At 60.2% G+C, this 22,584-nt stretch carries 21 protein-coding genes; 10 read left to right on the top strand and 11 right to left on the bottom strand.

Annotated features, from left to right (window positions below; translation table 11 throughout):
• Positions 1-2 precede the first annotated feature (2 nt).
• Positions 3-1,106, top strand: a complete 1,104-nt coding sequence (recF, locus tag CKW21_RS13850) for a DNA replication/repair protein RecF (RefSeq protein ID WP_095194524.1) — start codon at positions 3-5, stop codon at positions 1,104-1,106.
• Between the two features lie 5 nt (positions 1,107-1,111).
• On the top strand, positions 1,112-3,529 hold the full coding sequence (gyrB, locus tag CKW21_RS13845; protein WP_095194652.1) for a DNA topoisomerase (ATP-hydrolyzing) subunit B: 2,418 nt from the start codon (positions 1,112-1,114) through the stop codon (positions 3,527-3,529).
• Positions 3,530-3,804: 275 nt separating this feature from the next.
• Here the strand turns inward: gyrB and CKW21_RS13840 are convergent, their stop codons facing one another.
• The 4 genes from CKW21_RS13840 to glyQ form a co-directional block, all read right to left on the bottom strand.
• Positions 3,805-4,584, bottom strand: a complete 780-nt coding sequence (locus tag CKW21_RS13840; RefSeq protein WP_095194523.1) for a 1-acyl-sn-glycerol-3-phosphate acyltransferase — start codon at positions 4,582-4,584, stop codon at positions 3,805-3,807.
• 66 nt (positions 4,585-4,650) lie between these two features.
• Positions 4,651-5,184 carry a D-glycero-beta-D-manno-heptose 1,7-bisphosphate 7-phosphatase gene (gene gmhB / locus CKW21_RS13835; RefSeq protein WP_095194522.1) on the bottom strand — a complete coding sequence of 178 codons (534 nt, stop codon included), beginning with the start codon at positions 5,182-5,184 and terminating at the stop codon, positions 4,651-4,653.
• A gap of 6 nt (positions 5,185-5,190) precedes the next feature.
• Entirely contained in the window at positions 5,191-7,245 is a 2,055-nt protein-coding gene (gene glyS / locus CKW21_RS13830) for a glycine--tRNA ligase subunit beta (RefSeq protein WP_095194521.1), read from the bottom strand.
• Positions 7,242-8,195 (bottom strand): glycine--tRNA ligase subunit alpha, encoded by a 954-nt coding sequence (glyQ, locus tag CKW21_RS13825; RefSeq protein WP_003213601.1) that lies wholly within the window; start codon positions 8,193-8,195, stop codon positions 7,242-7,244. Before glyQ ends, glyS begins: the two co-directional genes overlap by 4 nt.
• Before the next feature lie 81 nt (positions 8,196-8,276).
• On the opposite strand from glyQ, the gene tag reads away from it, so the two are divergent.
• The 3 genes from tag (at position 8,277) to CKW21_RS13810 (ending at position 10,074) form a co-directional block, all read left to right on the top strand.
• Positions 8,277-8,834 carry a DNA-3-methyladenine glycosylase I gene (tag, locus tag CKW21_RS13820; protein WP_095194520.1) on the top strand — a complete coding sequence of 186 codons (558 nt, stop codon included), beginning with the start codon at positions 8,277-8,279 and terminating at the stop codon, positions 8,832-8,834.
• Between the two features lie 40 nt (positions 8,835-8,874).
• Complete coding sequence (locus CKW21_RS13815) at positions 8,875-9,762, top strand: lysophospholipid acyltransferase (RefSeq protein WP_095194519.1); 888 nt, start codon at positions 8,875-8,877, stop codon at positions 9,760-9,762.
• 72 nt (positions 9,763-9,834) lie between these two features.
• On the top strand, positions 9,835-10,074 hold the full coding sequence (locus CKW21_RS13810) for a PilZ domain-containing protein (protein ID WP_095194518.1): 240 nt from the start codon (positions 9,835-9,837) through the stop codon (positions 10,072-10,074).
• Here CKW21_RS13810 and CKW21_RS13805 read toward each other — a convergent pair whose 3' ends face one another.
• From CKW21_RS13805 to def, 5 genes are all read right to left on the bottom strand, one after another.
• On the bottom strand, positions 10,075-10,389 hold the full coding sequence (locus CKW21_RS13805; protein WP_095194517.1) for a tetratricopeptide repeat protein: 315 nt from the start codon (positions 10,387-10,389) through the stop codon (positions 10,075-10,077).
• Positions 10,390-10,551: 162 nt separating this feature from the next.
• Positions 10,552-11,925, bottom strand: a complete 1,374-nt coding sequence (gene trkA, locus CKW21_RS13800) for a Trk system potassium transporter TrkA (protein ID WP_095194516.1) — start codon at positions 11,923-11,925, stop codon at positions 10,552-10,554.
• Between the two features lie 22 nt (positions 11,926-11,947).
• A complete protein-coding gene (gene rsmB / locus CKW21_RS13795; RefSeq protein ID WP_095194515.1) occupies positions 11,948-13,258 on the bottom strand; it encodes a 16S rRNA (cytosine(967)-C(5))-methyltransferase RsmB in 1,311 nt (436 codons plus the stop codon).
• Positions 13,255-14,214, bottom strand: coding sequence for a methionyl-tRNA formyltransferase (gene fmt / locus CKW21_RS13790; protein WP_095194514.1), 960 nt, complete (start codon positions 14,212-14,214; stop codon positions 13,255-13,257). The genes rsmB and fmt overlap by 4 nt, the downstream gene beginning before the upstream one ends.
• A 70-nt stretch (positions 14,215-14,284) precedes the next feature.
• A complete protein-coding gene (gene def / locus CKW21_RS13785; RefSeq protein ID WP_095194513.1) occupies positions 14,285-14,791 on the bottom strand; it encodes a peptide deformylase in 507 nt (168 codons plus the stop codon).
• A gap of 171 nt (positions 14,792-14,962) precedes the next feature.
• Between def and CKW21_RS13780 the strand changes: the two genes are divergently transcribed.
• The 3 genes from CKW21_RS13780 to CKW21_RS13770 all read left to right on the top strand — a co-directional run bounded on the left by CKW21_RS13780 (position 14,963) and on the right by CKW21_RS13770 (position 17,785).
• Positions 14,963-15,988, top strand: coding sequence for a LysM peptidoglycan-binding domain-containing protein (locus CKW21_RS13780; protein WP_095194512.1), 1,026 nt, complete (start codon positions 14,963-14,965; stop codon positions 15,986-15,988).
• Positions 15,989-16,069: 81 nt separating this feature from the next.
• Positions 16,070-17,173: a DNA-processing protein DprA gene (dprA, locus tag CKW21_RS13775; RefSeq protein ID WP_095194511.1), complete on the top strand. Its 1,104-nt coding sequence runs from the start codon at positions 16,070-16,072 to the stop codon at positions 17,171-17,173.
• Positions 17,174-17,227: 54 nt separating this feature from the next.
• The gene (locus CKW21_RS13770) at positions 17,228-17,785 is read left to right on the top strand and encodes an L-threonylcarbamoyladenylate synthase (protein WP_095194510.1); all 558 of its coding nucleotides are present in this window, start codon (positions 17,228-17,230) and stop codon (positions 17,783-17,785) included.
• 116 nt (positions 17,786-17,901) lie between these two features.
• On the opposite strand, the gene CKW21_RS13765 is transcribed toward CKW21_RS13770, so the two are convergent.
• Positions 17,902-18,879 carry an NADPH:quinone reductase gene (locus CKW21_RS13765; RefSeq protein ID WP_095194509.1) on the bottom strand — a complete coding sequence of 326 codons (978 nt, stop codon included), beginning with the start codon at positions 18,877-18,879 and terminating at the stop codon, positions 17,902-17,904.
• 162 nt (positions 18,880-19,041) lie between these two features.
• Here CKW21_RS13765 and hemF point away from each other — a divergent pair, with 162 nt between their 5' ends.
• Both hemF and aroE read left to right on the top strand, forming a co-directional pair.
• Positions 19,042-19,956: an oxygen-dependent coproporphyrinogen oxidase gene (gene hemF / locus CKW21_RS13760; protein WP_095194508.1), complete on the top strand. Its 915-nt coding sequence runs from the start codon at positions 19,042-19,044 to the stop codon at positions 19,954-19,956.
• 13 nt (positions 19,957-19,969) lie between these two features.
• The gene (gene aroE, locus CKW21_RS13755; RefSeq protein WP_095194507.1) at positions 19,970-20,791 is read left to right on the top strand and encodes a shikimate dehydrogenase; all 822 of its coding nucleotides are present in this window, start codon (positions 19,970-19,972) and stop codon (positions 20,789-20,791) included.
• A 128-nt stretch (positions 20,792-20,919) separates the two neighbouring features.
• On the opposite strand, the gene CKW21_RS13750 is transcribed toward aroE, so the two are convergent.
• Complete coding sequence (locus CKW21_RS13750) at positions 20,920-22,488, bottom strand: SulP family inorganic anion transporter (RefSeq protein ID WP_095194506.1); 1,569 nt, start codon at positions 22,486-22,488, stop codon at positions 20,920-20,922.
• Positions 22,489-22,584 lie beyond the last annotated feature (96 nt).

Genomic DNA, 22,584 nt, shown 5'->3' with positions numbered 1-22,584 from the left:
AGATGTCCTTAAGTCGCGTCTCGGTCACCGCGGTGCGCAATCTGCACCCGGTGACCTTCTCCCCCTCCCCCAGAATCAATATTCTTTACGGCGCCAACGGCAGCGGCAAAACCAGTGTTCTGGAAGCCATCCACCTGCTGGGGCTTGCCCGTTCGTTTCGCAGCACCCGTTTGTTACCGGTCATTCAGTACGAGCAATTGGCATGCACAGTGTTCGGCCAGGTTGAGCTGGCTGAAGGTGGACATAGCGCCCTCGGTATATCGCGTGACCGCCAGGGGGAGTTCCAGATCCGTATCGACGGGCAAAACGCTCGCAGTGCTGCGCAGCTGGCCGAAATCCTGCCCCTACAGTTGATCAACCCCGATAGTTTTCGCCTGCTCGAAGGTGCACCGAAGATTCGCCGACAGTTCCTCGACTGGGGTGTGTTCCACGTGGAACCACGGTTCATGTCCACCTGGCAGCGTTTGCAGAAGGCCCTGCGCCAGAGAAACTCTTGGCTGCGGCATGGTACACTTGACGCCGTTTCGCAAGCGGTTTGGGACAGGGAACTGTGCCAGGCCAGCGCTGAAATTGATGAATACCGCCGCGCTTATATCAAAGCCTTGAAGCCAGTCTTTGAACAGACCTTGAGCGAACTGGTTGAGCTCGAGGGCTTGACGCTCAGCTATTACCGAGGTTGGGACAAGGACCGTGAGCTGAGCGCTGTGCTCGCCGGTTCCCTTCAACGGGATCAGCAGATGGGGCATACCCAAGCCGGACCGCAACGCGCAGATTTGCGTCTCAGATTAGGCGCACATAATGCCGCGGACATCTTGTCTCGCGGACAGCAGAAGTTGGTGGTTTGCGCATTACGGATTGCTCAAGGGCATCTGGTCAGCCAGATCCGCCGCGGTCAGTGTATTTATCTGGTGGATGACCTGCCGTCCGAACTGGACGAGCACCACCGTCGCGCGCTTTGCCGCTTGTTGGAAGACTTACGCTGCCAGGTGTTTATCACCTGTGTAGATCACGAATTATTGAGGGAAGGCTGGCAGACGGAAACGCCAGTCGCTCTGTTCCACGTGGAACAGGGCCGTATCACCCAGACCCACGACCATCGGGAGTGAAGGCATTGAGCGAAGAAAATACGTACGACTCAACGAGCATTAAAGTGCTGAAAGGCCTGGATGCCGTACGCAAACGTCCCGGTATGTACATTGGCGACACCGATGATGGTAGCGGTCTGCACCACATGGTGTTCGAGGTGGTTGATAACTCGATCGACGAAGCGCTGGCCGGCCATTGCGACGACATCAGCATCATCATCCACCCGGATGAATCCATCACCGTTCGCGACAACGGCCGTGGTATCCCGGTAGACGTGCACAAAGAAGAAGGCGTATCGGCAGCCGAGGTCATCATGACCGTGCTGCACGCCGGCGGTAAGTTCGACGACAACTCCTACAAGGTTTCCGGCGGCCTGCACGGTGTAGGTGTGTCGGTGGTGAACGCCCTGTCTGAGGAGCTGGTCCTGACCGTTCGCCGTAGCGGCAAGATCTGGGAGCAGACCTACGTGCACGGTGTTCCGCAGGAGCCGATGAAAATTGTCGGCGACAGCGAAACCACCGGTACCCAGATTCACTTCAAGGCTTCCAGCGAAACCTTCAAGAACATCCACTTCAGCTGGGACATCCTGGCCAAGCGGATTCGTGAACTGTCCTTCCTCAACTCCGGTGTCGGCATCGTCCTCAAGGACGAGCGCAGCGGCAAGGAAGAACTGTTCAAATACGAAGGCGGCCTGCGTGCATTCGTTGAATACCTGAACACCAACAAGACCCCGGTCAACCAGGTGTTCCACTTCAACATCCAGCGTGAAGACGGCATCGGCGTGGAAATCGCCCTGCAGTGGAACGACAGCTTCAACGAGAACCTGTTGTGCTTCACCAACAACATTCCTCAGCGCGATGGCGGTACTCACCTGGTGGGTTTCCGTTCCGCGCTGACGCGTAACCTGAACACCTACATCGAAGCCGAAGGCCTGGCGAAGAAGCACAAGGTCGCGACCACCGGTGACGATGCCCGTGAAGGCCTGACAGCGATCATTTCGGTGAAGGTGCCGGATCCGAAGTTCAGCTCCCAGACCAAAGACAAGCTGGTGTCTTCTGAAGTGAAGACCGCGGTCGAACAGGAAATGGGTAAGTACTTCTCCGACTTCCTGCTGGAAAACCCGAACGAAGCCAAGCTGGTCGTCGGCAAGATGATCGACGCTGCTCGTGCCCGTGAAGCGGCGCGCAAGGCACGTGAGATGACCCGCCGCAAAGGCGCCCTGGACATCGCCGGCCTGCCGGGCAAACTGGCTGACTGCCAGGAAAAGGACCCTGCCCTTTCCGAACTGTACCTCGTGGAAGGTGACTCTGCTGGCGGTTCCGCCAAGCAGGGCCGTAACCGTAAGACTCAGGCGATTCTGCCGCTCAAGGGTAAAATCCTGAACGTCGAGAAGGCGCGTTTCGACAAGATGATCTCTTCCCAGGAAGTGGGCACCTTGATCACAGCGCTGGGCTGTGGCATCGGTCGCGAAGAGTACAACATCGACAAGCTGCGTTATCACAACATCATCATCATGACCGATGCTGACGTCGACGGTTCGCACATCCGTACCCTGCTGCTGACCTTCTTCTTCCGTCAGCTGCCTGAGCTGATCGAGCGTGGCTACATCTATATCGCTCAGCCACCGCTGTATAAGGTCAAGAAAGGCAAGCAAGAGCAATACATCAAAGACGACGACGCCATGGAAGAGTACATGACGCAGTCGGCCCTGGAAGATGCAAGCCTGCACCTGAACGAAGATGCACCGGGTATTTCCGGTGAAGCCCTTGAGCGCCTGGTGAATGACTTCCGTCTGGTGATGAAGACCCTCAAGCGCCTGTCACGCCTGTACCCACAGGAACTGACCGAGCACTTCATCTACCTGCCGGCCGTCAGCCTGGAGCAGCTGTCCGATCACGCAGCGATGCAGGATTGGCTGGCCCAGTACGAAGTCCGTCTGCGCACCGTCGAGAAGTCGGGCCTGGTGTACAAGGCGAGCCTGCGTGAAGACCGCGAACGTAATGTCTGGCTGCCAGAGGTCGAACTGATCTCCCACGGCCTGTCGAACTACGTCACGTTCAACCGCGACTTCTTCGGCAGCAATGACTACAAAACCGTTGTTTCCCTCGGGGCTCAGTTGAGCACCCTGCTGGACGACGGCGCGTACATCCAGCGTGGCGAGCGCAAGAAGGCGGTCACCGAGTTCAAGGAAGCCCTTGACTGGCTGATGGCAGAAAGCACCAAGCGCCACACCATCCAGCGATACAAAGGACTGGGTGAGATGAACCCGGACCAGCTGTGGGAAACCACCATGGACCCAAGCGTTCGCCGGATGCTCAAAGTGACCATCGAAGACGCCATTGGCGCCGACCAGATCTTCAACACCCTCATGGGGGATGCGGTCGAACCTCGCCGTGACTTCATCGAAAGCAACGCCCTGGCGGTTTCCAACCTGGACTTCTGATTCAGATTGCCCGCCAAATAAAAAAGGCCAACGTTCAAGCGTTGGCCTTTTTTATTGTGTGCAAGGTCGCAATCTGGTTTGCACTTCGCGATGGAAACGGTCTGAGCACAGGTATAAAAAAACCGGCTATATCAGCCGGTTTTTTTGCGCCCGAAAAAAACTTATGCACGTTTTTCGGAAATTTATCGGTTTATGAAATATGTATATAAATCAATAATTTATGATTGAGATACAGCATTTTTCTCAAAAACGGTACACAGGTTATCCACAGAAACTCAAACGGCCACCTGATCGTTGGAAACCGGAGCTTGCGGCGTCGGTGGGAGCGAGCCCATTTCCCGTTGCATCTGCTCGTTCCAGGCCTGGACCCGGTCGTTCAAATCGGCAATGGCGCGCGGTCCGCTGCCTTCGGCAAACATCGGTGCGCCAATGATCACGGTAATCACACCCTGCTTCTTTGCCCAACCGGTCTTGGGCCAGAACTTCCCGGCATTGTGCGCAATCGGCAGCACGGGCAACTCTGCATTGACCGCCAGCGCAGTCCCGCCCCGGGAGAACTTGCCGATAGTGCCGTAAGGAACGCGCGTGCCTTCGGGGAAGATCAGCACCCAGACGTTGTCCTTGAGCAGCTCGTCGCCCTTCTTCGCCACGTGCTTGAGTGCGGCTTTCGGATTGTCACGGTCGATGGCGATCGGACGCAGCATGGCCATGGCCCAGCCAAAGAACGGCACATACAACAACTCACGTTTGAGCACCTGGCTCAACGGTTCGAAATACGCCGAGAGAAAGAACGTTTCCCAAGTGCTCTGGTGATTCGATTGAATCACACAGGGCCGGTCAGGCACGTTCTCGGCGCCCTTCACTTCGTAGCGGATACCGAGGAACACCTTGCTCAGCCACAAGGCGCAGCGGCACCAGTACACATTGATGAAGCGATAGCGCGCCTTGAACGGGAGAAAGGGCGCGATAAAAAAGCTCAGGCTGCACCACAGCAAAGAGCTGGTGCCCAGCAGCAGGTAAAAGAGGAAGGTTCTGATGGCCTGCAGTATCGACATGGCGACGTTTACCGTTACGGGCACTGCCCGACTGTTCAAGCGCACTCCCGAACTGTCGAAAGCGCTCTAATTGTGGATAAGTTCTGCGGCAATCGCCGCCAGATCATCGAAAATCAATGTGCCTGCCGGTAGGGTCTTGCCCAAAGTCTTTTCGCCTTTCCCGGTCTTTACCAAAACTGGCTGAGAATCGACGGCTTTGGCGGCTTCCAGGTCACCGAGACTATCGCCGACGAACCATAGATCAGTCAGCGACACGTTGTAATGTGCGGCGATGTTTTTCAACATTCCGGGTTTTGGCTTGCGGCAATCGCAACCGTCGTCCGGCCCGTGCGGGCAATAGACGATCAGCCCGACTTCACCACCCTGCTGCGCCACCAGCGAGCGCAAGCGCTCGTGCATGGCGTCCAGGGTGGCGATGTCGTAATAGCCGCGAGCGATGCCCGACTGGTTGGTAGCGACCGCTACCGTCCAGCCGGCCTTGCTCAACTGCGCGATGGCTTCGATCGAACCGGGAAGTGGAATCCACTCCTCCACCGACTTGATGTAAGCGTCGGAGTCATAATTGATCACTCCGTCCCGATCGAGAATCAGCAGTTTCAAACAGACTTACCCCAGCAACGAAATATCGGCGACGCCGAGGAACAAGCCACGCAGACGCGCCAGCAGCGCATAGCGGTTGGCGCGGACCTTGGCATCCTCAGCGTTGACCATCACCGCTTCGAAGAACGCATCCACCGGTTCACGCAGGGCGGCCAGACGTGCCAGCGACTCGCTGTACTGACGTGCCGCGGCCATTGGCTGAACAGCCTGGTCTGCCTGCTGGATCGCCGAGTACAGGGAGAACTCGTTGGCATTGTCGAAGTACTTGGCTTCCACGACCGTCGGCACGGAGCCTTCGACCTTGCTCAGCAGGTTCGACACACGCTTGTTCACGGCCGCCAGGGCTGCGGCTTCCGGCAATTTGCGGAACGCCTCCACCGCTTGCACGCGCTGGTCGAAGTCCAGGGCCGAACCCGGCTTCAGGGCGCGTACCGACAGGTAGGTCGCGACATCAACACCTTCGTCTTCGTAACGCGCACGCAGGCGGTCGAAGATGAACTCCAGCACCGCGTCGTTGAGGCCGGCTGCCTTGACCTTGGCGCCAAATGCATTCACAGCGAAAGCCACGGCATCGTTCAGATCCAGATCCAGTTGTTTCTCGATCAGGATGCGCAGCACACCAAGTGCGGCACGGCGCAGGGCGTATGGGTCTTTACTGCCGGTAGGCAGCATGCCGATGCCGAAGATGCCGACCAGTGTATCGAGCTTGTCGGCGATGGCCACGGCCGCACCGGTCAGGGTGGACGGCAGTTCAGCGCCGGCACCGCGCGGCATGTACTGCTCGTTCAGAGCCAGTGCGACATCTTCCGGCTCGCCATCGTTGAGGGCGTAGTAGTAGCCGGCGACACCTTGCATTTCCGGGAACTCGCCGACCATTTCGGTCGCCAGGTCGCACTTGGACAGCAAGCCTGCACGAGCAGCCCAGGAAGCGTTACCGCCAATGCGCGCGGCAATGTAAGCGGCGAGTTTGGAAACACGTTCGGCCTTGTCATAGACGCTGCCGAGTTTTTCCTGGAACACCACGTTTTGCAGGCGCTGGTTGAAGTCTTCGAGTTTCTGCTTCTTGTCTTGCTTGAAGAAGAACTCGGCGTCGGTCAGGCGTGGGCGAACCACTTTCTCGTTACCGGCGATGATCTGCTGCGGGTCCTTGCTCTCGATGTTGGCCACGGTAATGAAACGTGGCAGCAACTTGCCGTCGACATCCAGCAGGCAGAAGTACTTCTGGTTGTCCTGCATGGTGGTGATCAAAGCTTCTTGCGGTACATCGAGGAAGCGTTCTTCGAACGAGCACACCAGCGGCACCGGCCACTCGACCAGCGCGGTCACTTCGTCGAGCAGGTCCGGTGGCACGATGGCGGTGCCTTCCTGGCGGGTTGCCAGCTCTTCGGTGCGCTTGCTGATGATCTCGCGACGCTCGTTGGCATCGGCCAACACGTAAGCGGCACGCAGATCGGCCAGGTAGCTGGACGGCGAACCGATACGCACGCTTTCCGGGTGGTGGAAGCGGTGACCACGGGAGTCGCGACCGGCCTTCTGGGCGAGGATGGTGCAATCGATGACCTGGTCACCGAGCAGCATCACCAGCCATTGGGTCGGGCGAACGAATTCTTCCTTGCGCGCGCCCCAGCGCATGCGCTTGGGAATCGGCAGGTCGTTCAGCGAATCTTCGACGATGGTCGGCAGCAGGCTCGCGGTCGGCTTGCCGGCGATGCTTTGGCTGTAGCGCAGTTTCGGGCCGCTCTGATCGATTTCGCTCAGGTCGACGCCGCACTTCTTGGCAAAGCCCAGTGCCGCTTGAGTCGGATTGCCTTCGGCATCGAAGGCGGCCTGGCGTGGCGGGCCATCCAGGTTGATGCTGCGATCCGGCTGTTCGGTGGCCAGCGAGGTGATCAGCACGGCCAGGCGACGTGGCGCCGCGTAAACGGTTTTGGTCTCGTAGTTCAGGCCGGCGGCTTGCAGGCCCTTGTCGATACCGGCAAGGAACGCCTCGGCCAGGGTGTTCAGGGCTTTGGGTGGCAGTTCTTCAGTGCCCAATTCAACCAGAAAATCCAGAGCACTCATTGTGCAGCCTCCAGCTTGGCCAGTACTTCGTCACGCAGGTCCGGGGTCGCCATCGGGAAGCCCAGCTTGGCGCGCGCCAGCAGGTAGGCTTGCGCAACGGAACGCGCCAGGGTGCGAACACGCAGGATGTATTGCTGACGCGCAGTCACGGAAATCGCCCGGCGCGCATCCAGCAGGTTGAAAGTATGGGAAGCCTTCAACACCATTTCGTAGCTCGGCAACGGCAGCGGCTGGTCGAGTTCGATCAGGCGCTTGGCTTCGCTTTCATAGAAATCGAACAGTTCGAACAGCTTCTCGACGTTGGCGTGCTCGAAGTTGTAGGTCGACTGCTCCACTTCGTTCTGGTGGAACACGTCGCCGTAGGTCACCTTGCCGAATGGACCGTCAGCCCAGACCAGGTCGTAGACCGAGTCCACGCCTTGCAGGTACATGGCCAGGCGTTCCAGACCGTAAGTGATCTCGCCGGTTACCGGATAGCACTCGATGCCGCCCGCTTGCTGGAAGTAAGTGAACTGGGTCACTTCCATACCGTTGAGCCAGACTTCCCAGCCCAGACCCCAGGCGCCGAGGGTCGGCGATTCCCAGTTGTCTTCGACGAAGCGGATGTCATGCACCAATGGGTCCAGGCCCACGTGCTTGAGGGAACCCAGGTACAGTTCCTGGAAGTTGTCCGGGTTCGGCTTCAGGACAACCTGGAACTGGTAGTAGTGCTGCAGACGGTTCGGGTTTTCGCCGTAGCGGCCGTCAGTCGGGCGACGGCTTGGCTGCACGTAGGCGGCGTTCCAGGTTTCCGGGCCAATGGCGCGCAGGAATGTAGCGGTGTGGAAAGTGCCGGCGCCTACTTCCATATCGTAGGGCTGAAGTACCACACAACCTTGCTCGGCCCAGTATTGCTGGAGGGCGAGGATCAAGTCTTGGAAGGTACGCACGGCTGGCGTAGGCTGGCTCACGAAATTCACCTGTTTCTTGGGCTGCGATTTAAAGAGCGGGAGTATACCCGATTCATTGCTGCGCACGCCCCCTGGAGCCTTATGCCACGCTGCTTTTGGTGTTCCGAAGATCCGCTGTACATGGCTTATCACGATCAGGAGTGGGGCACGCCGCTACGCGATGCGCAGGGTTTGTTCGAGTTGCTTTTGCTCGAAGGGTTCCAGGCCGGCCTTTCCTGGATCACCGTGTTGCGCAAACGCGAGCATTATCGCCAGGTGATGTATGGCTTCGATGTGCAGCGCGTGGCACAGATGAGCGACGCTGAAATCGATGAATTGATGCTCGACCCGGGCATCATCCGCAACCGCCTCAAGCTCAACGCGGCCCGGCGCAATGCCCAGGCCTGGCTGGCGCTGGAAGACCCGGTGGCGTTTCTCTGGTCCTTTGTCGGGGATGTGCCGAAGATCAATCATTTCAAGGATCGCAGCGAAGTGCCGGCTGTCACGCCCGAGGCGGTGGAGATGAGCAAAGGCTTGAAAAAAGCCGGCTTCACCTTCGTAGGGCCAACCATTTGTTATGCGTTGATGCAGGCTTCGGGCATGGTCATGGATCACACGCAGGATTGCGATCGCTACGCGATGCTGGCCAACGGCGGTTAGAATAGCCGCCTCGCGCACAGCACAAGATCAGGAGTGACCTGTGGATAAGTTTAAAGGCGCCTTGCTGGTAGGCGCTCTGCGGCTGTTTGCCCTGCTCCCTTGGCGGGCAGTGCAGGCTGTCGGCTCGGCGATTGGCTGGGTGATGTGGAAAACCCCCAACCGCTCCCGCGACGTGGTGCGGATCAACCTCTCCAAATGCTTTCCGGACATGGACCCCGCCGAACGCGAGCGTCTGGTCGGCCAGAGCCTGAAAGATATCGGCAAGTCCCTGACTGAAAGCGCCTGCGCCTGGATCTGGCCGGCCCAGCGTTCCATCGACCTGGTGCGCGAAGTCGAAGGCCTCGACGTGTTAAAGGACGCCCTAGCCTCCGGCAAAGGCGTCGTTGGCATCACCAGTCACCTGGGCAACTGGGAAGTGCTCAACCATTTCTATTGCAGCCAGTGCAAACCCATCATTTTCTACCGCCCGCCAAAATTGAAGGCGGTGGATGAATTGCTGCAAAAGCAGCGCGTACAACTGGGCAACAAGGTGGCCGCGTCCACCAAGGAAGGCATCCTCAGCGTCATCAAGGAAGTGCGCAAAGGTGGTGCAGTGGGCATTCCCGCTGACCCGGAACCGGCTGAATCCGCCGGGATTTTCGTGCCGTTCTTCGCCACTCAGGCACTGACCAGCAAGTTCGTACCGAACATGCTCGCCGGCGGCAAAGCGGTCGGTGTGTTCCTGCACGCGCTGCGGCTGCCGGACGGTTCGGGCTACAAGGTGATCCTGGAAGCTGCGCCAGAGGCCATGTACAGCACCGATACCGCAACGTCCTGTGCCGCGATGAGCCAGGTGGTAGAGCGCTATGTGCGGGCGTATCCGAGCCAATACATGTGGAGCATGAAGCGCTTCAAGAAGCGTCCTCCCGGTGAGGAGCGCTGGTACTGAGTCGGTTGGCACGATCTGTGGATAACCTTGATGTCTGGGTTATCCACAACCGTTCATTCAAGGGCGCAGAAGATGTCCGAACAACGCAAATCATTTCGCATCAAGATTACTCACGAAAGCTTCGGCGAATGCCTGGGCCAGACGCGCAACCTGTCGACCACGGGGGTCTACGTCAAGCATCCGGTATTGTCGACGCTGCCTAGAGGCGCAGTGGTTTACGGGCAAGTCCAGGACTTACCCACAGGTGCTCCGCGGGTGCGCATGGAAGTGGTGCAAGTCGATGCCGAGGGTATTGGCCTGCGCTACCTCTGATCAGTGCGCTTGACGATCGAGCTTCTTCAAAAACACCGTCATCTCCTTCTCGGCCTGCTTGTCGCCGTGGTTTCGAGCGGCTTCCAGACCTTTCTCCCAGGCCTGACGTGCAGCGGCATAATCCGCCAGCGCCAGATGGGCCTTGCCCAATAGCTTCCAGGCGGCAGAATACTTAGGATCGATCTCGACGCAGCGCTGAAAATGTTCCACAGCCTTGGCGTTCTCCCCCAGATCGAGATAACCCTTGCCCAGGCCGAAGCGCAGCAATGAGTTATCCACACCCTTGGCGAGCATTTTTTCCAGGGATTCGATCATGGTGGATTCCTTATTCGGGTGTATCAGGAAAGGATCTGATTTCGGTGCGGCCGCCTTCGCGAGCAGGATCGCTCCCACAGTTGATCTTCAGTGACCACAAATGTTGTGTACAGCCGAAAACCCTGTGGGAGCGAGCCTGCTCGCGAAGAGGCCAGCGCCGGCTCAGAAAAAGCTAAGCCCCACATGGAACAGCTTTTCCACATCGCGAATATGCTTTTTATCCACAAGGAACAGAATCACATGGTCACCCGCCGCGATCACCGTGTCATCGTGGGCGATGATCACTTCTTCGTCGCGGATGATCGCACCGATGGTGGTGCCCGGCGGCAGGCCGATATTCTCGATGGATTTGCCAATGACCTTGCTCGATTTGGCATCGCCGTGGGCAATCGCCTCGATGGCTTCCGCCGCGCCTCGTCGCAGTGAGTGCACGCTGACGATATCGCCGCGCCGCACGTGAGCCAGCAGAGTACCGATGGTTGCCAGTTGCGGGCTGATGGCGATGTCGATGTCGCCGCCCTGGATCAGGTCGACATAGGCCGGGTTGTTGATGATGGTCATCACCTTCTTCGCGCCCAGGCGCTTGGCCAGCAGCGACGACATGATGTTGGCTTCGTCGTCATTGGTCAGGGCCAGGAAGATATCGGCGTCGGCGATGTTCTCTTCCAGCAGCAGGTCGCGGTCCGAGGCACTGCCTTGAAGCACTACGGTGCTGTTGAGGTTGTCCGAGAGATGTCGGCAACGCGCCGGGTTCATCTCGATGATCTTCACCTGGTAACGGCTTTCAATGGCCTCGGCCAGGCGTTCACCGATCTGCCCGCCACCGGCGATGACGATGCGTTTGTAAGTCTCGTCGAGACGGCGCATTTCACTCATGACCGCGCGAATGTTCGCCCGGGCGGCGATGAAAAACACTTCGTCATCCGCCTCGATCACCGTATCGCCCTGGGGCAGGATCGGCCGGTCACGACGGAAAATCGCCGCGACGCGGGTTTCGACGTTCGGCATGTGTTCGCGCAGCTGCCGCAGTTGCTGGCCCACCAGTGGCCCGCCGTAGTAAGCCCGCACGGCGACGAGCTGTGCCTTGCCTTCTGCGAAGTCGATCACCTGCAAGGCGCCCGGATGCTGGATCAGGCGCTTGATGTAGTTGGTGACCACTTGCTCCGGGCTGATCAGCACGTCCACCGGGATGGCTTCGTTATCGAACAATTCGTCGCGGGTCAGGTACGCGGCTTCGCGGACCCGGGCGATCTTGGTGGGCGTGTGGAACAGGGTGTGGGCGACCTGGCAGGCCACCATGTTGGTTTCGTCACTGCTGGTCACGGCGACCAGCATGTCGGCATCGTCCGCCCCGGCCTGGCGCAGAATGGTCGGCAGCGAGCCGCGACCTTGCACCGTGCGGATGTCCAGGCGGTCGCCAAGGTCGCGCAGGCGTTCGCCGTCGGTGTCTACCACCGTGATGTCATTGGCTTCGCTGGCCAGGTGTTCTGCCAGCGAACCGCCGACTTGCCCCGCACCGAGGATGATGATTTTCATCCAGTCACTCCATTGAATCCGTTTAACCGCGCGCGGCGGCGATCTTGATCAGCTTGGCGTAATAGAACCCGTCATGCCCGCCTTCCCGGGCCAGCAACTGGCGACCATGGGGCTGCTTGATTCCCGCCGCAGTAGCCAGGTCCAGTTCGCGGGCACCGGGGGTTCGGGTGAGGAACGACTCGATGACTTCGGTGTTCTCGGTCGGCAATGTCGAGCACGTTGCATAGAGCAGGATGCCGCCAACCTCCAGGGTTTTCCACATGGCGTCGAGCAATTCGCCTTGCAGCACCGCCAGCGCGGCGATGTCATCCGGTTGGCGGGTCAACTTGATGTCCGGGTGGCGACGGATCACGCCAGTGGCCGAGCACGGTGCGTCCAGCAGGATGCGCTGGAATGGTTTGCCATCCCACCAGGCCTCGGTGTCGCGGCCGTCGGCGGCGATCAACTCGGCGCTCAGGCCCAGGCGTTCGAGGTTTTCCCGCACCCGTACCAGGCGCTTGGCTTCCAGGTCCACCGCTACCACGCCGGCCAGTGCGGGTTCGGCTTCGAGGATATGACAGGTCTTGCCGCCCGGTGCGCAGCAGGCGTCCAACACCCGTTGGCCCGGGGCCAGATCGAGCAGATCAGCCGCCAATTGTGCCGCTTCATCCTGCACACTGATCCAGCCTTCGGCGAAACCCGGAAGGCTGCGCACGTCGGCGGCTGCGTCGAGGATGATGCCATCCCGACTGTAAACGCAGGGGTTGGCGGCGATTCCGGCCTGGCTGAGCAGTTCCAGATAGGCATCGCGTGTTTGATGGCGACGGTTGACCCGCAAAATCATCGGCGGGTGCGCGTTGTTCGCCGCGCAAATCGCTTCCCACTGCTCGGGCCAGAAGGCTTTCAGGGATTTCTGCAGCCAGCGCGGGTGGGCGGTGCGTACCACCGGATCATGCTCCAGCTCGGCCAGCAACGCTTCGCTTTCCCGTTGGGCGCGGCGCAATACGGCGTTAAGCAAGGCTTTGGCCCAGGGCTTTTTCAGCTTGTCGGCGCAACCGACGGTTTCGCCGATGGCGGCGTGAGCCGGGACGCGGGTGTAGAGCAATTGGTAGAGGCCGACCAGCAGCAGCGCTTCGACATCGGCATCGGCCGCCTTGAACGGTTTCTGCAAAAGCTTGGCCGCCAGTGCCGACAAACGTGGCTGCCAGCGCGCGGTGCCGAACGCCAGGTCCTGGGTGAAACCGCGGTCGCGGTCCTCGACCTTGTCCATTTGTGTCGGCAGTGAACTGTTAAGTGAGGCTTTTCCGCTCAGAACAGCAGCCAGTGCCTTGGCGGCGGCCAGACGTGGATTCATTGAACGTCCACCGTTTGACCCAGTAGGGTACCGGTGGCGAATTTCTCGCGACGGCTGTTGAACAGGTCGCTGAAATTCAGTGCCTTGCCGCCGGGCAATTGCAGACGGGTCAGGCACAAGGCCTGTTCACCGCAGGCGACGATCAGGCCGTCCTTGCTGGCGCCAAGGATCTCCCCCGGAGCGCCCTTGCCTTCAGCCAGATTCGCGGCCAGGACTTTCAGTGCTTCGCCGTTCAGCGTGCTGTGAGTGATCGGCCACGGATTGAAGGCACGGACCAGACGCTCCAGCTCAACGGCCGGGCGGTTCCAGTCGATGCGGGCTTCGTCCTTGTTCAATTTGTGCGCGTAGGTGGCGAGGCTGTCGTCCTGCACTTCGCCCTCCAGTGTTCCGGCGGCGAGACCGGCAATCGCTTGCACCACCGCCGGTGGACCCATTTCGGCCAGGCGGTCGTGGAGGCTGCCGCCGGTGTCTTCGGCGCTGATCGGCGTGGTGACTCTCAGCAACATCGGCCCGGTGTCCAGGCCCGCTTCCATGCGCATCACGGTCACGCCACTTTCGCGGTCACCCGCTTCGACGGCGCGCTGGATCGGCGCCGCACCGCGCCAGCGAGGCAGCAGGGAGGCATGGCTGTTGATGCAACCCAGGCGCGGAATATCCAGCACGGCTTGCGGCAGGATCAGCCCGTAGGCGACCACCACCATCAAGTCCGGTTTCAGCACGGCCAATTCGGCCTGAGCGTCTTCGTTGCGCAGTGTTGGCGGTTGCAGCACCGGGATGTTGTGCTCCAGCGCCAGCTGCTTGACCGGGCTCGGCATCAATTTCTGCCCACGACCTGCCGGGCGATCCGGTTGGGTGTAGACCGCGACGATCTCGTAAGGGCTGTCGAGCAGCGCCTTGAGGTGTTCGGCGGCGAATTCCGGGGTGCCGGCAAAGACAATGCGCAATGGCTCGGTCATGGGTGGCTCTCTATTGCAAAGCTTCTTGAAAAGAAAAAGGCTTGCCGCAGCAAGCCTTTGAAGATGGGCATCAGGCGTTCTGGCGATGAAGCTTTTCCAGTTTCTTCTTGATGCGGTCGCGTTTGAGCGTGGACAGGTAATCGACGAACAATTTGCCGTTGAGGTGGTCGCATTCATGCTGGATGCACACAGCGAGCAAGTCTTCGGCGATCAGTTCGTAAGGCTTGCCGTCGCGGTCCAGCGCCTTGACCTTGACCCGTTGCGGACGATCGACGTTTTCGTAGAAGCCCGGTACCGAAAGGCAGCCTTCCTGGTACTGGCCCATCTCGTCGGTCAGAGGTTCGAGCTCGGGGTTGATGAACACTCGCGGCTCGGTGCGGTCTTCGGAAAGGTCCATCACGACGATACGTTTATGTACGTTGACCTGGGTCGCGGCGAGGCCGATGCCTGGTGCCTCATACATTGTTTCAAACATGTCATCGACCAACTGACGCACTTCGTCGTCCACTACGGCCACCGGTTTGGCGATGGTGCGCAGGCGCGAGTCAGGGAATTCGAGGATGTTCAAAATGGCCATAAGCTTGATGACTGCACGTGTGAAGTAAGGTCGGGTCGGTGGCCTGGTGAGTCCGAAGAGGCAGGCTACCTTTGTGAAACGTAGCTCCCTTCTCTTCATAAGCAAGCCGGGAGCGAGCCACTGACGGCTCTGGCGTTTCACGCGAACGTACATAATAAAGGGATTCACCGCATGAGGAAATCACTACTCGCCTTGCTGCTTCTGGTCTCTGCCGGTCTGGCGCACGGGCAAGTGCAACTCAGGGAAGGTTTTCCACAGCAATACATCGTCGTATCGGGGGACACACTCTGGGACATCTCGGGAAAATTCCTTCGTGAGCCGTGGCAATGGCCGCAGCTCTGGCAAGCCAATCAGCAAATCGAAAACCCCAGCCTCATCTACCCCGGCGATACGCTTTCGTTGGTTTACGTCAACGGTCAACCACGCCTGACCCTCGATCGCGGGGTCTCCCGAGGCACCATCAAACTCTCGCCGCGAGTGCGCAGCAGTCCGGTGGCTGACGCGATTCCGAGCATTCCTCTGAAATCGATCAACAGTTTTCTGCTGAGCAACCGCATCGTCGACAAGTCCGAGGATTTCGACAAGGCGCCGTACATCGTCGCCGGTGATGACGAACGCGTGCTCAGCGGCATCGGCGACCGTATTTTCGCCCGCGGCCACTTTGACCCGGCGCAACCGGTCTACGGCATCTTCCGCCAGGGCAAGGTCTACACCGATCCGCAGACCCGGGAGTTTCTGGGGATCAACGCCGACGACATCGGCGGCGGCGAGATCATCGCCACCGAAGGTGACGTCGCCACGCTGGCGTTGCAGCGCACCACCCAGGAAGTGCGCCTCGGTGACCGTTTGTTCAGCGGCGAGGAACGTTCGATCAATTCGACCTTCATGCCCAGCGCACCCGGCGCCGACATCAACGGCCTGATCATTGATGTGCCGCGCGGGGTCACCCAGATCGGCGCACTGGACGTGGTCACGCTGAACAAGGGCCAGCGCGATGGCCTGGCCGAAGGCAATGTGTTGGTGGTGATGAAGACCGGGGAAACCGTGCGTGACCGGATCACCGGCCAGCCGCTGAAAATTCCTGATGAACGCGCCGGCCTGCTGATGGTTTTCCGTACCTACGACAAGCTCAGCTACGGGCTGGTGCTCAACGCGTCGCGTTCCCTGGCGGTGATGGACAAGGTGCGAAATCCGTAAGCTTGCTTCACAAGTTACCAACAGAGTTATCCACAGCTTATTCCCGCTTGGACGGGGGCTTATAACGATCAAGGATGATCCATGTCGCAGTCAGCTTTTACACCGGTTTCACCCGCGGAACTGGAGGCTCGTTTACGCCTGCATCGATTGCCGGAACTCGGTCCGGCGCGATTCAGGAAGTTGCTGGAGGCCTTCGGTTCAGCGTCAAAAGCCATCAGCGCACCGGCCAGCGCCTGGCGTGCGCTGGGCTTGCCATTGGCCTGTTCCGAGGCTCGACGATGCTCGGAGGTCCGCGATGGCGCAAGCCATGCGCTGGCCTGGCTAGAGCGTCCGGGCCAGCATTTATTGATGTGGGACCAGCCTGACTACCCGGCGCTGCTGGCGCAAATCAGCGATGCACCGCCATTGTTGTTCGTCGCAGGCAATCTCGACATTCTGGAAAAACCGCAACTGGCGATGGTGGGCAGTCGTCGCGCGTCAAGGCCGGGCATGGACACCGCTGTTGCGTTCTCCCGCAGTCTGGCCGGTGCCGGATTTGTCATCACCAGCGGTCTGGCCCTGGGCATCGACGCCGCTGCGCATCAGGCAGCACTGGACGTTGGCGGGCAAACGATCGGAGTGCTCGGCACCGGGCTGGAAAAATTTTATCCACAGCGCAATCGGCCGCTGGCCGATGCGATGATCGCCTCCGGTAGCGCAGTGCTTTCCGAGTTTCCGCTGGACGCCGGCCCGACGGCCAGCAATTTCCCGCGACGCAATCGAATCATCAGCGGTTTGTCCCTTGGCGTGTTGGTGGTCGAGGCCAGCGTCGCCAGCGGTTCCTTGATCACCGCGAGGCTGGCGGCGGAACAAGGGCGCGAGGTCTATGCCATTCCGGGGTCGATCCACCACCCCGGCGCCAAGGGTTGTCACCAGTTGATCCGCGACGGTGCGGTGCTTGTGGAAACCGTCGAACATATCCTTGAAGCCTTGCGTGGCTGGCAACAGCTGCCGTTATCCAAAGACGAGCCAGCGAAAGCCATCCACCCTTTGCTGAAGTTACTCCACGCTGCGCCCCACACCAGTGAAGCGCTGGCCGACGCCATCGGTTGGACCTTGCCCAATGTACTGGTGGCGCTGACCGAACTGGAAATGGAGGGCCGCGCAGTCTGCGAAAACGGGCGCTGGTTTGCGCGGGTGAGCTAGGTTTTATAAGGAAGATCGGTAAACTGCACAGAGCCTTATTCTGGAGCGTTTTTCATGGTCAACAGTTGGCGTGTGCAACAAGCCGCACGAGCCGTTCGCGCGGGGGCGGTAATTGCCTACCCAACCGAAGCCGTCTGGGGTCTGGGTTGCGACCCGTGGGACGAAGAGGCAGTGGACCGGTTGTTGCTGATCAAGGGCCGGTCTGTGGATAAGGGCCTGATTCTGGTCGCGGATAACATTCGCCAGTTCGACTTCCTGTTCGAGGACTTCCCCGAATTGTGGATGGACCGCATGGCCAGCACCTGGCCGGGGCCGAATACCTGGCTGGTGCCGCATCAGAATATGTTGCCGCAGTGGATTACCGGCGTGCATGAAACGGTGGCCCTGCGGGTCAGCGATCACCCCCAAGTACGGGATTTGTGCGCCCTCGTCGGGCCGTTGGTGTCGACCTCTGCCAACCCGCAGGGCCGGCCGGCGGCGCGCACGCGGATTCGCGTCGAGCAGTATTTCCGTGGGCAGGTTGATCTGGTGCTGGGCGGGAATCTGGGCGGGCGCAAGAACCCGAGCGTGATTCGTGATTTGGCAACCGGGCATGTTGTGCGCCCGGATTAATACCGTGGTGTGGCCATTCGCGAGCAGGCTCGCTCCCACAGTAGATCTTCAGGGAACACAGAATGGGTGTTCGACAACGATCAAATGTGGGAGCGAGCCTGCTCGCGAAATCGTCCTTAAGGCAACAGAACCACCGATCCTGTCGTACGCCGTGCCGACAATTCAGCCTGCGCCTTCGCCGCTTCCGCCAGTGGATAACGCTGGCTGATGTCCACCTTCAGCTTGCCGCTGATGATCATCTCGAACAGCTCATCGGCCATGCGCTGCAGGTTTTCCGCGTTATTGGCATAGGTACCCAGGGTCGGCCGGGTGACGTAGAGCGAACCCTTCGCCGCCAGAATCCCCAGATTCACACCGTCCACCGCGCCCGAAGCGTTGCCGAAACTCACCACCAGCCCCCGTGGCGCGACGCTGTCCAGAGAGGTCAGCCAAGTGTCCTTGCCGACGCCGTCGTACACCACCGGGACTTTTTTGCCGTCAGTCAATTCCAGCACCCGCTGTGCGACGTTTTCATGGCTGTAGTCGATGGTCGCCCAGGCACCATTGGCCTTGGCCAGCGTGGCTTTTTCCGCTGAACTCACCGTACCGATCAACTTTACGCCCAAGGCCTTGGCCCATTGGCAGGCCAGGGAACCCACGCCGCCAGCCGCAGCGTGGAACAGAATGGTTTCGCCACCCTTGAGTTCATAGGTCTGACGCAACAGGTACTGCACCGTCAGGCCTTTGAGCATGACCCCGGCCGCCTGTTCGAAGCTGATGGCGTCCGGAAGGTGGACCAGATTGGCCTCGGGCAAGACATGCACGTCGCTATAGGCGCCCAATGGGCCGCTGCCGTAAGCCACGCGATCACCCACCTTGAACCGGCTAACTTCGCTACCGACCGCTTCAACCACGCCTGCGCCTTCCGAACCTACACCTGATGGCAGGGACGGTGGCGGATAGAGACCGCTGCGGTAATAGGTGTCGATAAAGTTCAGGCCGATGGCCTTGTTGCTTACGCGGACCTGCTGCGGACCGGGCTCGGCGGGTAGGTAATCCACATACTCGAGTACTTCGGGGCCGCCATGGGCACGGAACTGGATACGCTTTGCCATCTGCACTCTCCTGAGGTCGCTTTACCAAGCGCCCTATCGAACGCCTAAGCTTGATCTTCGTCAACTGCGACGAGCGCATTGGCGGTGGTATGCTACGCGCCCATTTGCGCAGGCCGGCTCCGATGGAGCGCCGCGTAGCTTTGCCCGATCCAAGGTGATGCCATGACTACCCGCACCGAGGCCGTAAAAGCCTATCTGCTCGATCTGCAAGACCGTATTTGCGCTGCCCTGGAAGCCGAAGACGGCGGCACGCGCTTCGTCGAAGACGCCTGGACCCGCCCTGCCGGCGGTGGCGGACGTACGCGGGTGATCGAAAACGGTACGGTCATCGAAAAGGGCGGCGTTAACTTTTCCCACGTCTTCGGCAGCGGTTTGCCACCGTCCGCCAGCGCCCATCGACCGGAACTGGCCGGGCGTGGCTTTGAAGCCCTGGGCGTGTCGCTGGTCATTCACCCGCACAACCCGCACGTACCGACTTCCCACGCCAATGTGCGTTTTTTCATCGCCGAAAAAGAAGGCGAAGAGCCGGTCTGGTGGTTCGGCGGCGGTTTCGACTTGACGCCCTACTACGGCAACATCGATGACTGCGTGCACTGGCACCGTGTGGCCGAGCAGGCTTGCGCGCCATTCGGTCCGGACGTCTACCCGCGTTACAAGGCCTGGTGCGACAGCTATTTCCACATCAAGCATCGTCATGAGCCGCGGGGCATCGGCGGTCTGTTTTTCGACGACCTGAACGAGTGGGATTTCGACACCAGTTTCGCCTTCATGCGTGCCATTGGCGATGCGTACATCGATGCTTATCTGCCGATCGTGCAGCGCCGCAAGCACGATGCGTTCACCGCCGAGCAGCGGGAGTTCCAGGAGTACCGTCGCGGGCGTTATGTCGAGTTCAACCTGGTTTACGACCGCGGCACCTTGTTTGGCCTGCAATCAGGCGGGCGTACCGAGTCGATCCTCATGTCCCTGCCACCGCAGGTACGTTGGGGTTACGATTGGAAAGCCGAGCCTGGCAGTGAAGAGGCGCGCCTGACCGAGTATTTCCTGCAAGACCGCGACTGGTTGGCCGAGGCCTGAACGAGGAATGTTGATGGACCGTTATGTCGTTTTCGGTAATCCGATTGGCCACAGCAAGTCGCCACTGATCCATCGGCTGTTCGCCGAGCAGACCGCGCAGAAACTCGACTACAGCACCTCGTTGGCGCCCCTCGACGATTTTTCCGGCTGCGCCCGGGCATTTTTCCTCGAAGGTCGCGGAGCAAACGTAACGGTTCCGTTCAAGGAAGAAGCCTATCGCCTGGCCGACACCCTGACCGCGCGGGCGCAACGGGCCGGTGCGGTGAATACCCTGAGCAAAATGGACGACGGCAGTCTGCTGGGTGACAACACCGACGGCGCCGGCCTGGTGCGGGACCTGACGGTCAACGCCGGGTTCAGCCTCAAGGGCAAACGCATCCTGCTGCTCGGGGCTGGCGGCGCGGTGCGCGGTGTAATGGAGCCGTTGCTGGCCGAGCAACCGGCGTCAGTGATCATCGCCAACCGGACGGTGGACAAGGCCGAGTTGCTGGCGGAACTGTTCTGCGACCTGGGACCGGTATCGGCCAGCGGTTACGACTGGTTGCAGGAATCGGTGGACCTGATCATCAACGCCACGTCCGCGAGCCTGACGGGCGATGTGCCGCCGATTGCCGCCAGCCTGATCGAACCGGGCAAAACGGTGTGCTACGACATGATGTACGGCAAGGAACCGACCTCGTTCTGCCGCTGGGCCAGCGAACACGACGCGGCGGTGGCGATGGACGGTTTGGGCATGCTGGCTGAACAAGCGGCGGAGGCGTTCTTCCTGTGGCGTGGCGTGCGCCCGGACACGGCGCCGGTGTTGGCCGAACTTCGTCGACAACTCGCTCTATAAGCTTTTGTGGCGAGGGAGCTTGCTCCCGCTCGGGTGCGAAGCGCCCGCAGATCTTAGGGTTGCTCCGCAACCCAACGGGAGCAAGCTCCCTCGCCACAGAAGCGATGTGCATTTCAGGGTTCGGTGTTTCAATCTTCGAAACGGATCGGGCATTTCTCCGCCCCCTCAAGCTTCCTCAATTCTTCCACCACCTGCGGCCGCGCCCGGCGCAGGGTCAGGCTGCGATCTTGCCGCAGTAGCCGTCGCGCTTCCTGATGCAGCATTTCCACCCCTGAATAATCGATGAAGTTGATCTGCTGCGCCTCGATCACCACGCGCGCGCCGTGCATCCGTTGCAGGCGTACTTGCAGGTAATGGCTGGCGCCGAAAAAGATCGAACCGCCCACCCGCAGAATGTCCTCATCGCCGTCGCGCACATGTTGTACCCGCGGTTGCGAGGTGCGCTTGAGGTAAAAGAACAGCGACGCCAGCACCCCGGCATAGATCGCCGTCTGCAGTTCCAGCAGCAAGGTGGCGACACAAGTCAGGACCATGACCAGGAACTCGGCGCGGCTGACCCGCAGCAAGGCACGAATGCCGCGATGGTCCACCAGGCCCCAGGCGATCAGCAGAATGCTGCCGGCCATGGCCGGAATCGGAATGTGCGCGATCAACTGCGCACCGAAGATCGCGAACAACGCCACCCACAACGCCGAAAAAATCCCTGCCAGGGGTGAGCAGGCGCCTGCTTCGTAGCTCAGGGCCGAGCGAGTGAAGGAGCCGGCTGACAGCGATCCGGAAAAAAACGCACCGACGATGTTGGATAAACCCTGGGCGCGGACCTCCTGATTGGCGTCGAGCAATTGTTGCGAGCGCGCCGACAACGAACGGGCAATCGACAGGCTGGTGACCAGGCCGAGCATGCCCACGGCCACGGCGCTAGGCAGCAGGCGCAGGATCAGGTCGAGGTCCAGCGGCAACGGGCTCAAGGGCGGCAGCTTTCCGGTGAATGCGCTGACCAGTTCCACGTGGCCGAACATCGATGGCCAGAGCCAGACCGTGAGTGCGCCCAGCACCAGAGTGATCAACAGCGTTGGCCAGCGCGGCAACCACAGCTTGAGGATTACACCCACCACCACGGTCGCCAGCCCCAGCACCAGTGATGGTTTATCGAGTTCGTCGAGGTGTTTGAACAGCGCGATGAAGCTGTCCAGCGCGGTGGCCTGGCTGGGCAAAGCCAGCCCCAACAGGTTGGGCAACTGGCCGATGGCGATCACCACCGCCGCGCCGAGGGTGAAGCCGAGTACTACTGAATGAGAAACGAAATTCACCAGCGCGCCAAAGCGCAGCAAGCCCAGCAGCCACTGGAAAATCCCGGCCAGAAACGTCAGCAACAGGATCAAGGTGACGTAGTCCTGTGTCGCTGGAACGGCCAGAGGACTGACGCTGGCGTACAGGACAATGGAGATGGCCGCTGTAGGACCGCAGATCAAATGCCACGACGAGCCCCACAGGCAAGCGATCAATACCGGGATGATCGCCGCGTACAAGCCGTATTCCGGTGGGAGACCGGCGATCAGTGCGTAGGCAATGGATTGTGGCAACGCGAGAATCGCACCGCTGAGGCCGACGATCAGGTCTCGACCGACGCTGGCGCGGGTTTGCCGGGGCAACCAGGTAAGGAACGGGAAGAGTGAATGGCGGCTGGGAAGGGCCATGAAGCCTCTCGGTTGGGGTTTTGCACAAGGGTAACAGGACGACGCAATCACTGTGGCGAGGGAGCTTGCTCCCGCTGGAGTGCGTAGCGCTCCCAA

The sequence above is a fragment of the Pseudomonas sp. Irchel 3A7 genome, assembly GCF_900187565.1.
GTDB lineage: Bacteria > Pseudomonadota > Gammaproteobacteria > Pseudomonadales > Pseudomonadaceae > Aquipseudomonas.
The sequence above is the reverse complement of the archived record's forward strand: the minus strand, read 5'-3'. Positions and strand labels throughout refer to the sequence as shown.

Bases quoted from the DNA above. Each gene is read 5' to 3' on its own strand.
- hemF (WP_095194508.1), top strand. From the start codon at position 19,042: ATGACTACCCGCACCGAGGCCGTAAAAGCCTATCTGCTCGATCTGCAA.
- glyS (WP_095194521.1), bottom strand. From the start codon at position 7,245: ATGAGTGCTCTGGATTTTCTGGTTGAATTGGGCACTGAAGAACTGCCA.
- aroE (WP_095194507.1), top strand. From the start codon at position 19,970: ATGGACCGTTATGTCGTTTTCGGTAATCCGATTGGCCACAGCAAGTCG.
- CKW21_RS13840 (WP_095194523.1), bottom strand. From the start codon at position 4,584: ATGTCGATACTGCAGGCCATCAGAACCTTCCTCTTTTACCTGCTGCTG.
- rsmB (WP_095194515.1), bottom strand. From the start codon at position 13,258: ATGAATCCACGTCTGGCCGCCGCCAAGGCACTGGCTGCTGTTCTGAGC.
- tag (WP_095194520.1), top strand. From the start codon at position 8,277: ATGCCACGCTGCTTTTGGTGTTCCGAAGATCCGCTGTACATGGCTTAT.
- CKW21_RS13770 (WP_095194510.1), top strand. From the start codon at position 17,228: ATGGTCAACAGTTGGCGTGTGCAACAAGCCGCACGAGCCGTTCGCGCG.
- CKW21_RS13765 (WP_095194509.1), bottom strand. From the start codon at position 18,879: ATGGCAAAGCGTATCCAGTTCCGTGCCCATGGCGGCCCCGAAGTACTC.
- dprA (WP_095194511.1), top strand. From the start codon at position 16,070: ATGTCGCAGTCAGCTTTTACACCGGTTTCACCCGCGGAACTGGAGGCT.
- trkA (WP_095194516.1), bottom strand. From the start codon at position 11,925: ATGAAAATCATCATCCTCGGTGCGGGGCAAGTCGGCGGTTCGCTGGCA.
- recF (WP_095194524.1), top strand. From the start codon at position 3: ATGTCCTTAAGTCGCGTCTCGGTCACCGCGGTGCGCAATCTGCACCCG.
- fmt (WP_095194514.1), bottom strand. From the start codon at position 14,214: ATGACCGAGCCATTGCGCATTGTCTTTGCCGGCACCCCGGAATTCGCC.
- CKW21_RS13810 (WP_095194518.1), top strand. From the start codon at position 9,835: ATGTCCGAACAACGCAAATCATTTCGCATCAAGATTACTCACGAAAGC.
- CKW21_RS13750 (WP_095194506.1), bottom strand. From the start codon at position 22,488: ATGGCCCTTCCCAGCCGCCATTCACTCTTCCCGTTCCTTACCTGGTTG.
- def (WP_095194513.1), bottom strand. From the start codon at position 14,791: ATGGCCATTTTGAACATCCTCGAATTCCCTGACTCGCGCCTGCGCACC.
- CKW21_RS13805 (WP_095194517.1), bottom strand. From the start codon at position 10,389: ATGATCGAATCCCTGGAAAAAATGCTCGCCAAGGGTGTGGATAACTCA.
- CKW21_RS13780 (WP_095194512.1), top strand. From the start codon at position 14,963: ATGAGGAAATCACTACTCGCCTTGCTGCTTCTGGTCTCTGCCGGTCTG.